This window comes from Amycolatopsis thermalba (assembly GCF_003385215.1).
Lineage (GTDB): Bacteria > Actinomycetota > Actinomycetes > Mycobacteriales > Pseudonocardiaceae > Amycolatopsis_E > Amycolatopsis_E thermalba.
This window is the reverse complement of sequence record NZ_PQHW01000015.1, coordinates 77,351-87,357: the sequence shown is the minus strand read 5'-3', so window position 1 is coordinate 87,357 and position 10,007 is coordinate 77,351. Positions and strand designations below refer to the sequence as shown.

10 protein-coding genes, 1 tRNA gene and 1 pseudogene are annotated in these 10,007 nt (G+C 67.6%); 6 read left to right on the top strand and 6 right to left on the bottom strand.

What is annotated here, in order from left to right:
• On the bottom strand, positions 1–535 hold a 535-nt coding region (locus D0D15_RS09475; protein ID WP_162830533.1), incomplete at its 3' end, for a LacI family DNA-binding transcriptional regulator.
• A 169-nt stretch (positions 536–704) separates the two neighbouring features.
• Between D0D15_RS09475 and D0D15_RS09470 the strand changes: the two genes are divergently transcribed.
• The 6 genes from D0D15_RS09470 to D0D15_RS09445 all read left to right on the top strand — a co-directional run bounded on the left by D0D15_RS09470 (position 705) and on the right by D0D15_RS09445 (position 4,899).
• Positions 705–1,109 (top strand): nitroreductase family deazaflavin-dependent oxidoreductase, encoded by a 405-nt coding sequence (locus tag D0D15_RS09470; protein ID WP_094004111.1) that lies wholly within the window; start codon positions 705–707, stop codon positions 1,107–1,109.
• 66 nt (positions 1,110–1,175) lie between these two features.
• Positions 1,176–2,573, top strand: coding sequence for a dihydrolipoyl dehydrogenase (gene lpdA, locus D0D15_RS09465; protein WP_094004112.1), 1,398 nt, complete (start codon positions 1,176–1,178; stop codon positions 2,571–2,573).
• Positions 2,574–2,687: 114 nt separating this feature from the next.
• The gene (locus tag D0D15_RS09460) at positions 2,688–3,596 is read left to right on the top strand and encodes an NADP-dependent oxidoreductase (RefSeq protein WP_094004113.1); all 909 of its coding nucleotides are present in this window, start codon (positions 2,688–2,690) and stop codon (positions 3,594–3,596) included.
• A gap of 70 nt (positions 3,597–3,666) precedes the next feature.
• On the top strand, positions 3,667–4,404 hold the full coding sequence (locus tag D0D15_RS09455) for an SDR family oxidoreductase (RefSeq protein WP_115944375.1): 738 nt from the start codon (positions 3,667–3,669) through the stop codon (positions 4,402–4,404).
• A gap of 82 nt (positions 4,405–4,486) precedes the next feature.
• A tRNA-Arg gene (locus tag D0D15_RS09450) sits at positions 4,487–4,563 on the top strand.
• 132 nt (positions 4,564–4,695) lie between these two features.
• A complete protein-coding gene (locus tag D0D15_RS09445) occupies positions 4,696–4,899 on the top strand; it encodes a hypothetical protein (RefSeq protein ID WP_094004115.1) in 204 nt (67 codons plus the stop codon).
• Positions 4,900–4,931: 32 nt separating this feature from the next.
• On the opposite strand, the gene D0D15_RS09440 is transcribed toward D0D15_RS09445, so the two are convergent.
• The 5 genes and pseudogenes from D0D15_RS09440 to D0D15_RS09420 all read right to left on the bottom strand — a co-directional run bounded on the left by D0D15_RS09440 (position 4,932) and on the right by D0D15_RS09420 (position 9,989).
• Positions 4,932–5,225, bottom strand: a complete 294-nt coding sequence (locus tag D0D15_RS09440) for a hypothetical protein (protein WP_094004116.1) — start codon at positions 5,223–5,225, stop codon at positions 4,932–4,934.
• Positions 5,226–5,327: 102 nt separating this feature from the next.
• Positions 5,328–5,765 (bottom strand): annotated as a pseudogene (locus tag D0D15_RS37755) (hypothetical protein); the annotation flags it as partial.
• A 197-nt stretch (positions 5,766–5,962) separates the two neighbouring features.
• Positions 5,963–7,270 (bottom strand): hypothetical protein, encoded by a 1,308-nt coding sequence (locus D0D15_RS35885; RefSeq protein WP_143266150.1) that lies wholly within the window; start codon positions 7,268–7,270, stop codon positions 5,963–5,965.
• 466 nt (positions 7,271–7,736) lie between these two features.
• Positions 7,737–9,110 (bottom strand): APC family permease, encoded by a 1,374-nt coding sequence (locus tag D0D15_RS09425; protein WP_094004118.1) that lies wholly within the window; start codon positions 9,108–9,110, stop codon positions 7,737–7,739.
• A 12-nt stretch (positions 9,111–9,122) separates the two neighbouring features.
• The gene (locus D0D15_RS09420; protein WP_198958144.1) at positions 9,123–9,989 is read right to left on the bottom strand and encodes a carbon-nitrogen hydrolase family protein; all 867 of its coding nucleotides are present in this window, start codon (positions 9,987–9,989) and stop codon (positions 9,123–9,125) included.
• Positions 9,990–10,007: the final 18 nt, after the last annotated feature.

Sequence of the window (10,007 nt, the reverse complement as noted above, 5' to 3'; positions counted from 1 at the left end):
GGCCGAACGCGCCGGCCAGGTCGTCCGGCGCGATCGTGTCCGCCTTGAGCGACCGGTGCCGCGTCACGACGGCCACCCGCCCGCCCCCGCGCCGGTAGGGCTCCAGCTCGGCCGCCATCCGCCGCTCCCACGCCCGGTCCTCGAACGCCGAACCGGTCAGCAGGATCGCCGACGCCCGCTGCGCCCGCAGCGTCGAGACGCACGCCAGCTCGCGATCCGGATCGGCGAACGTGCCGGCCAGCATCACGAGCAGGCCGTGGCTGTCGGCCACCCGCATCACCCCACGGGTGATCGCCGCGAAGTACGGGTCGCTGATGTCGTGGCAGATCACGCCCACCGTCCGGCGCGACCCGCCGGCGAGAGCCTGCGCGTGCGCGTTGGGCGTGTAGGCCAGCTCCGCCGCGGCCGACAGGACCCGCTCCCGCAGGTCGTCGCGCACTCTGGTGGTGCCGTTGAGCGCACGCGACGCCGTCGCGAGCGAGACCTCGGCGGTCCTCGCCACGTCCTCGAGCGTCACGTGCTGCCGGTCGCTCATCGTTCCTCCCGCGGTCGGCGTTGGGCCGAATTCTAGGTCGATTTCCGGCTTTTGCCTGGTCAGGACCACCCGAGCGAGTGGGGATCACCGAAAGTGACCCCGGAAATACCCCCGCCGCGCCCCGCGTTGCGCATTCACGGAGAACTCTGTCGAGACGAAAGGACCCCGCATGCTCTTCGGTGACGAACACGTCCGCCGCTACGAGGAGACCGATGGTGAAGTCGGTCACGACTGGGAGAAGGGCGCCCCGATCCTGATCCTCACCACCATCGGCCGCAAGACCGGTCAGGAGCGCAAGTTCGCCCTGATCTACCAGGAGCACGAGGGCGACTACGTGATCGTCGCGTCCAAGGGCGGCGCGCCCGAGCACCCCGGCTGGTACCTCAACCTGCAGGCCAACCCCGAGGTCAAGGTGCAGGTCAAGGCCGACAAGTTCACCGCGAAGGCCCGCACCGCCACCGACTCCGAGCGCGAGGTGCTCTGGCCGAAGATGGCGAAGGTGTGGCCGGACTACGACGAGTACCAGAAGAAGACGGACCGCAAGATCCCCGTCGTGATCCTCGAGCGCGCCTGATCAGGGGCCGGTCGTGGGTCCGAGCACCCACGACCGGCTCGCCCGCGAGGGCATAGGGTGGCGGGTATGAGTGCGCATTTCGACGTTGTGGTGCTGGGTGCCGGGCCCGGCGGGTATGTCGCGGCGATCCGGGCTTCGCAGCTCGGCCTGAAGACGGCGATCGTCGAGGAGAAGTACTGGGGCGGCGTGTGCCTGAACGTCGGGTGCATCCCGTCGAAGGCGCTGCTGCGCAACGCGGAGCTGGCCCACCTGGTCACCAAGGAGGCCAAGACCTTCGGGATCAGCTCGGACGGGCCGATCACCTTCGACTACGGCGCCGCGTTCGACCGCAGCCGCTCGGTCGCCGACGGCCGCGTCAAGGGCGTGCACTTCCTGATGAAGAAGAACAACATCCAGGAGTTCACCGGACGCGGCAAGTTCACCGACGCGCACACCATCGAGGTCACCGGTGAGAACGGCACCGAGACCGTCACCTTCGGCCACTGCATCATCGCCGCCGGCGCGACCACCAAGCTGCTGCCGGGCACGCAGCTGTCCGAGCGCGTGGTGACGTATGAGGAGCAGATCCTCTCCCGTGAGCTGCCGGGCAGCATCATCATCGCCGGCGCCGGCGCGATCGGCGTCGAGTTCGCCTACGTCATGCACAACTACGGCGTGGACGTGACGATCGTCGAGTTCCTGGACCGCATGGTGCCGCTCGAGGACGCGGACGTGTCCAAGGAGCTGGCCAAGCGCTACAAGAAGCTCGGCATCAAGGTCCTGACCGGCACGAAGGTCGAGAGCATCGACGACAGCGGCGACAAGGTCAAGGTCACCGTGTCCAGCAACGGCAGCCAGCAGACGCTGGAGGCCGACAAGGTCCTGCAGGCGATCGGCTTCCAGCCGCGGGTCGAGGGCTACGGGCTGGAGAACACCGGCGTCGAGCTGACCGAGCGCCGCGCCATCGCGGTCGACGGGCGCTGCCGCACGAGCGTGCCGCACATCTTCGCGATCGGTGACGTCACCGCGAAGCTGATGCTGGCCCACGCGGCGGAGTCGATGGGCATCGTCGCGGCCGAGACGATCGGCGGCGCGGAGACCATGGAGCTCGACTACACGATGATCCCGCGCGCGACGTACTGCCAGCCGCAGGTCGCGAGCTTCGGCCTGACCGAGGCGCAGGCGCGTGAGCAGGGCTACGACGTGCAGGTCGCCAAGTTCCCGTTCACGGCCAACGGCAAGGCCCACGGCCTGGCCGACTCGGGTGGTTTCGTCAAGATCCTGTCCGACGGCAAGTACGGCGAGCTGCTCGGCGCCCACCTGATCGGGCCGGACGTGACCGAGCTGCTGCCGGAGCTGACGCTGGCGCAGCAGTGGGACCTGACGGTGCACGAGGTGGCCCGGAACGTGCACGCGCACCCGACCCTCGGCGAGGCGGTCAAGGAGGCCATCCACGGCCTCGCCGGGCACATGATCAACTTCTGAGTCACGACGAGGCTCCCCGCGTCCACGGGCGCGGGGAGCTTTTTTCGTCGTTGACCTCTAGTTAACTGGAGGTGCCACCGTTGATCTCGCAGGTCGAAAGCGAGGAGGCACTCCATGAAGGCAGCGGCGTTCACCGAGCCCGGTGGTCCCGAGGTTCTGCGCACCATGGACCTCCCGGACCCCCAGGCGGGTCCGGGACAGGTCCGGGTCCGCGTGCGGGCGGCGGGGGTCCAGCCGTTCGACGCGGCGGTCCGGGGCGGCTGGGAGCCGCCGTACGCGACGGGCCTGACCTGGCCGCGGATCCCCGGCAACGAGTTCGCCGGCGTGGTCGACCAGGCCGGGGACGGGGTCGCGTGGTCGGTCGGTGACGAGGTGCTCGGCTTCAACGTGCTGGGCTGCTACGCCGAGTACGTGGTGGTCGGGCAGGACCAGATCACCGCCAAGCCGGCCGGGATGCCGTGGACCGTCGCGGGTGGGTTCACCGCCGGAACCCAGACGGCGTACCTGGCGTTGCGGCAGCTCGGCGTCGGCCAGGGGGACACGGTGCTGATCCACGCGGCGGCGGGTTCGGTCGGCACGGCGGCGGTGCAGCTGGCGCGGCGGTGGGGCGCGTCCGTGATCGGCACCGCGAGCGAGGCGAACCAGGAGTACGTGCGCTCGCTCGGGGCGACGCCGGTCGTCTACGGCGATGGCCTGGAGGACCGGCTGCGAGCGCTTTCACCCGGTGGGGTGCACGCGGTCCTGGACGGGGCGGGTGGTCCGGCGCTCGATCTTTCACTCGCCCTGGTGAAGGAGCGACGTCGCGTCGTCACCCTGGTGGACCACGGCCGGGCGGAGTCGCTGGGCGTGCAGCTGGTGCGCAGGCAGCGGTCGGCCGAGCGGCTCGCCGAGCTGGCCGGCATGTACGACCGGGGCGAGCTGAGTTTCCTGGTGCGGCGGACGTACCCCCTGGACGAGGCGGCCGACGCGCACCGGGAGATCGAGACCGGGCACGGACGTGGCAAGGTCGTGTTGACTGTGTAGCGGGAGGTGCCCGGCTGGGCAGCAAGAGCCTTCTAATCTCTGGGTCGCAGGTTCGGAGCGGGAGGTGCGCATGGGTGGGGTCGCGGTCTTGACGGGTGCGGGTTCCGGCATCGGCCGGCACGTGGCGCGGGCGCTGCTGGAGGACGGCTACCGCGTCGCGCTGGCCGGTCGCCGGGCCGACGCGCTGGCGGAGACCGCCGCCGGCGCGCCGGAGGCGCTGGTGCACGCGGCCGACGTCGCCGACCCCGCGCAGGTCAGCGCCCTGTTCGAGGCGGTGACGGCCCGCTGGGGCCGGGTCGACGTACTGTTCAACAACGCCGGCACGTTCGGCCCGGCTGGCGACCCGGACGAGATCCCGGTCGAGGCGTGGCAGCAGACCGTGGCGGTGAACCTGACCGGCGCGTTCCTGTGCGCGCGGGAGGCGTTCCGGATCATGAAGCACCAGGACCCGCGCGGCGGCCGCATCATCAACAACGGCTCCATCTCCGCGCACACCCCGCGCCCCGGCAGCGCGGCCTACACGGCGACGAAGCACGCCATCACCGGCCTGACGAAGTCGCTGTCGCTGGACGGGCGCGCGTACGACATCGCCTGTGGCCAAATCGACATCGGCAACGCGGCGACGGAGATGACCGCGGGCATCGCGCGGGGCGCCCGCCAGGCCGACGGCCGCGAACTGCCCGAACCGACGTTCGATGTGAGACACGTCGCGGAGGCCGTGCGGTACATGGCGGCCCTCCCGCTCACCGCGAACGTGCAGTTCATGACGGTGACGGCGACGAAGATGCCGTTCATCGGCCGAGGTTGAAACGTTCCCCCGCCGTCCGGCGATAGGGGAAGTGACGTTGACTAAACTGCAGGTCAGGACGGCCTGTGGTCGTCGGCGCCAGGCCCTCGTAGCTCAGCCGGATAGAGCAAGAGCCTTCTAATCTCTAGGTCGCAGGTTCGAGTCCTGCCGGGGGCACCACAAGCATGGGACCAGGTCGTCCCAGCGCCTGGTCCGCTCCGCCGTTGCCGCGTTGCTGTGCCGTGGCGGCGTCCTGGGCGGCCAGGCTTGCTGCGGCGATCGTCGGGCCGGCCAGGGTGACTCGGCAGGTCAGTGACCTCCAACGGGCAGCAGGTCTTCTCGGCGGGCTACGACACCACCGACCAGACGCAGCCCAACACCGACGTCGAGAAGGCCGGGACGACTACCTACACGCACCAGTTCGTGCAGTCCGCCCTCGGCATCACCAAGGTCACCGACAACGGCGTCCGCACCACCTACGCCCGCGACGCCAAGGGCACCCCGGCTGGGCGATGAACTGGTCTAGCGGGCCGACGATCTGCTCCGGGTCAGCCGCGGTGACGTCGAGCTTGCCACGAGTTCCGGACTGCGCCCTGGGCTCGGCCCAGCCGGCGACTCAGCGCGGCTTCCTCGTCGGCCTCCGCGTCGAGGAACGAGAACCTTTCCGACGTGTTGGTGAAGGCGATTCTGGTCATGCCTTCCGGATTGTCCGCGAAGACGAGCTGGCTGCTGATTTGCTCATCACCAGGACCAATCACTGCCGCGAGGTCGTATGGGGTCTGGTCGTCGTGGTTGCCGAGGGAGTGCAGGATGAAACGACCTTGAGGCGTTTCGAGGAACACGTATGGTGAAGACTCGCAGACATGATCAGCCAGGGCAGACAGGCGGCGTGAGGTCGCTCGACGGCGCAGCCGGTCGCGCTCCAGCGTGCTCGACCTCGTGACCTATCTCGGCAGTCCTCTGACGGCGGGCGTGTCCACCGCTGCGGGCCGGCCCTGGCGCCAGGCCGCGCTGGATGCGGTGACGCAGGGGTGGCCGCCGCATCCGTTCCGCATTGAGCGCTTCGTGGCCAGGGACACCAGGGCGGCCGGGTCCGGAGCACCGCCTTCGATGTCGAGGTGGCGCGGGCCGGCAGGGTCGTCACCGTCCCGACTTCCCGCCCCCGCGAAGCGACGAATCCCGCGACGTGTCTTACCGTTCATGCGCCGACTGCAGGAGTCGCAGAACAGGTACCCGGCGACGCCGTGGCACAGGCCCGGACCGGAGATCCGGTCGGGCCGGGGGTCGCCCTGACTCGCGGTCAGGGTATCCGCGGCGGCTTCCTCATGGTGCGGCTGGTCAGTGGCCTGGCCAGCCAGTTGCTGGGCGCGGGCGATGCCGACCGCCCCGTGGCATCACGAGGTTCGACCGGACGGGTGTGGCAGCTCCTCGCGGGTGATCCGCTGCGGCCCCTCTCCTACCTCGTGCGAGACATCCGAAAATGGGCTGATCCGTGGAACCGTCACCGACCTCTCGTGGCCGGTGACGGTTCCCGCGCGACGCCCCGCGCGAACGGGGTCAAACGCTGTCGTCCGGCACACTACAGCTGCACGCTGAAATTGGGGACCCCAGCGGTGACCGGGCCTCCGTTTTCCGGGGTTACCTCGAATGACATGGACATGTCGGCGGGAGCGGCAGTAGTCTCCCCGTATTTTTCATAAGTGATTTTCACGGAAACGGGGTTGTCCTGCGTGACGGTCACATCCTCTTTTGGTGCACAGAATAGAGTTCGATAAAATCCTCCATCTTCATCCATGGTAACTGTGCCCATGGTCGTGATGATGTTGTCTTCGCAATTCCCGGGCACCGTCCTTCCGGCCTGGGAAAAAGAAATATCCTTGACGTCGAATGAGCCGCCCATCTTTCCGCTGATGACGATCGGACCGCCGGTGATTCCTGGGTTTTCGCTTCCGTTGAGCGTGTAGCTGACTCGCGGTTGGTCGGTCACAAGGGTTTCCGGCCGCCGAGAGTCGAAGATTATGGTTTGCGAGTCCTGTCCGCTGCCGAGGTCCACTGTTGCGTTGTCGTGCTCGGTCCAGGAGATATGCGCGCCGGCCTCGTACAGTTCGTCGATATCCTCGGGTGGATTGGAAGTCCAGTCTCTGCCGCTCTGTTGGTCGATCAGCTTTTCCTTGAAGAGTTTGCCGAGTTCATAGGCGGCTAGGCCCACGGAGGCGGCCGACCCGGTAACTGGGTTGCCGGCAACTGCCGCGGCAATTCCTGCGAGTGCGATCGAGTTCGTGATCATGCCTTCGGCGTCGTCCTTGCTCGCGGCTTGCGAGAAGCCGTAGAGCTGCCCGACAACGGGTACCCCGGAAACCGCCGTCTCGGCCACATCCTGTCCGCTGGCTTGACCCGTCAGTACTGCGACCGTTCCCGTGGTGGCGACACTAGCGGCCCATGCGGCTATGCTCGATGCTGATGGCTTCAAACGGCTTGCATACTTCTTGAACTCGGGATGCGCGAGCGCCTTGTCCACTACGAGCCCAGCGGTGAGCTTTGGATCAATCGGTTTCGTCGGTGGGATTCCCGGCTTGCTCGGCATGACACTCGCCATGAAATCCTTATCCGCTTCCAGTTTCGCGATAACGGATTTGGCGCGGGAATCGACGTTGGCCCAATATTTTTCATCCGTCTTGCAGACAATACTTTCTGGATTCTCTGTGCATCCCGCTTTGATTTCATGCACGAGGACTTCGTTCTTGGTGTTCGGCAAATCGTCGCCAGATGTTTCTGCCGCCGACGCCATGGTCGATCCGGTGGAAATCAGCATGCATCCGGCGAGTAAACCAACCATCGCGCCACGGGTGCGAAGACCGTTTGTTTCTCTCGATTTTAGAATATGCATCACTGCTCCTGGGTGAGAAAGTTCTCCAGGTTAGGACTCTGTGCGGAGACGGGCATGAACAAAGGTGCGCCTGATCTGCGGCCGGGTGTGCTTGTGAGCCCACCTGTTCCTTTGAACACAGACGGAGTTCACACTCATCCGTCCGTCCATGCGCCCGAGCGTCGAGATCTCCCTGATCGAGTGAGCGCGAGGAACCAATGGACCCATAAACACGAAAGATGTACCAAGCCCAGGGGAATGGAACTCGGGTTCGCAGCTGGGCGAGGTTCAGCACGTTGCCGAACCCGAACAGGAAAGTCAGCCCGATGACGAGCCCATCGTGACCGTGACGAACCGAGCGGCTGCAGGACGGCCGTTCCCCACGGCGAGGAGCGCCGGTCGTGGATGGCGAACGGCTGTCACGACCTGGTGCGCGGACTGTACGGCCACAACGCGGCGAAACGTACGCGGTCGCGTATGGCGCGTCTCAGCGGACCGTGCCGCGGGGCTGTGTACTGCCGGCGTGGCTGGTGTCGTCGAGGTCGAGTTCGGGCGGTGCGAGGCGGAATCCCCGGGTGAGGTAGGCGAGCCAGCCGAGGCCGACGGCCGCCCAGACGGCGCCGAGGACAAGGGCTTTGCCGTCCAGGCTGATGATCAGCCAGCCTACGAAGAACAGGCCGAACAGGGGCAGGATGATCCACGTGACGGGATTGCGGCGCACGGTACGCCGGTCGCGAAAGTATTGGGCGATGACGGCGATGTTCACCACGGAGAAGCCCATGAACGCCCCGAAGTTGATGAACGAGGTCGACGTGGTGACCGTGAGGACGAGGGCGAGCAGGCCGATCGCGCCGGTGATCAGAATGTTCAGGAAAGGCGTCCGGAAGCGCGGGTGGATCGCGGCGAAGAGCTTCTTCGGCAGGACGCCGTCTCGGCCCATCGCGTACATCAGGCGGGCGCCCGCGGCCTGGATGGGGATGCCTGCGGTGAACTGGGCGACGATCACCGTGGCCAGGAACACCGCGCCGAAGAGGTCGCCGCCGATTTCCTTGGCGATGTCGAGCGCGGCGCTGTCGGCGTTGGCGAAGACCCCGCCGGGGTGCACCAGCTGGACCGCATAGGCGACCAGGATGAAGATGCCGCCCGCCCCGGCGGCGGTCAGCACGATGGCGCGGGGAACGGTGCGCCGCGGTTCGACGGTCTCCTCGGCGAAGGTGCTCACGGCGTCGAACCCGATGAAGCTGTAGGCGGCCAGCGCGGCGCCGCCGGAGACCGCGGCCAGGGTCGAGGCCGGATTCCAGAACGGTTCCGCGCTCGCCAGGCCCGCCACACCCGAGGTTTCGACGACGGCGTCCAAAGAGAACACGACGAAGAACACGAGCACCAAGACCTGGAAGCTGATCAGAGCCAGGTTGACCCTCGTCGCGACGCTTATCCCGATCACGTTGAGCGTGGTGGTGAGCACGATGAACGCGAGCAGGAACACCCAGCCGGGCACCATCGGGAACTGGTCGGTGAGGTAGGCGGTGCCGAAGAGCCACACCACCATCGGCAGGAACAGGTAGTCCAGCAGCAGCGCCCAGCCGGTCATGAACCCGACCTTCGCGCCGATCGCGCGGCGGGCATAGGTGTAGGCGGAGCCCGCCTGCGGGTAGAGCCCGGCGAGTTTGCCGTAGCTCAGCGCTGTGAAGATCATCGCGCCGGTGGCCAGGGCATAGGTGGCGGCGAGAGTGCCGTTGCTCGCCTCGGCGAAGATACCGAAGGTCGTCAGGACGACGAACGGTGTCACGTAGGCGATTCCGAACAAGACCAGCGGCCACAGCGTGAGCGTTCGCCGCAGGCCCGGGGATTCAGTCGGCATGGGTCTCTCCGTTCAGGGCAGGGGTTCCCACCGGCTCGGCTCGATACGGCCGTCGTAAAGCGGTAGCGGCACCACGGGGTCGCCCGGCCGCGCCTGGGACCACATGCGGTTCAGTCCGCAGGTGCCGTGCGCGCGCACGCGGGTGACCGCGTCGAGGTCGAGGACGTCGGTGAGGGTCTCCGGGCTGCTGCCCGAGGTCTGGCAGCGGACGAGGCCCTCCGGGTCCACGGCGATGGTCCGCCCGGTTCCCACCGGGCCGGACGCGTTGACGCTGAGCACGAACACCTGGTTCTGGATCGCCGCGGCCCTGGCGAGCACGAGTTCCTGCTCGCGGTCGGTGGTGGAGGTCTGAGTGGGGAGCACCACGCACTCCGCGCCGAGCCACGCCAGCTGCCGGATGACCTCGGGGAACCACAGGTCGTAGCAGACCGCCAGGCCGAGGCGGCCGACCTCGGGGATGTCGAAGGTGACGAACTCGGCGCCCGGAGTGAACGGCTCCACCGGCCGCCAGGGGAAGATCTTGCGGTAGCGGGCGGCCAGCGTGCCGTCGGGCGCGATGGCCAGAGCGGTGTTGAACAGTTCCCCGCGCGGTCCACGCTCGACCACGGTCCCCGGGATGAGCCAGACACCTGCTTCCCGGGCGATGTCGCGCAGCGCCCGCACGCGGGGCCCGTCCAGCGGTTCGGCCATCTCCTCGTACTGGCGGTGGCGCTCGGACCGGGACCCAGCGGTCCCGCAGGTGTGGAACTCCGGGTAGACGACGAGCCGGGTACCGGGAAATTCACCGACCTGGTCGAGCACGTGGTCGTGCAGCCTGGCGACGGCGTCACCTGGTGGCATCGGCGGTGTCTGCGCCATCAGCACGGGTAGCACCCTCATGACCTCTCCTTGTGGTTG

Bases quoted from the DNA above. Each gene is read 5' to 3' on its own strand.
- D0D15_RS09425 (WP_094004118.1), bottom strand. From the start codon at position 9,110: ATGCCGACTGAATCCCCGGGCCTGCGGCGAACGCTCACGCTGTGGCCG.
- D0D15_RS09420 (WP_198958144.1), bottom strand. From the start codon at position 9,989: ATGAGGGTGCTACCCGTGCTGATGGCGCAGACACCGCCGATGCCACCA.
- D0D15_RS09460 (WP_094004113.1), top strand. From the start codon at position 2,688: ATGAAGGCAGCGGCGTTCACCGAGCCCGGTGGTCCCGAGGTTCTGCGC.
- D0D15_RS09455 (WP_115944375.1), top strand. From the start codon at position 3,667: ATGGGTGGGGTCGCGGTCTTGACGGGTGCGGGTTCCGGCATCGGCCGG.
- lpdA (WP_094004112.1), top strand. From the start codon at position 1,176: ATGAGTGCGCATTTCGACGTTGTGGTGCTGGGTGCCGGGCCCGGCGGG.
- D0D15_RS09470 (WP_094004111.1), top strand. From the start codon at position 705: ATGCTCTTCGGTGACGAACACGTCCGCCGCTACGAGGAGACCGATGGT.
- D0D15_RS35885 (WP_143266150.1), bottom strand. From the start codon at position 7,270: ATGCATATTCTAAAATCGAGAGAAACAAACGGTCTTCGCACCCGTGGC.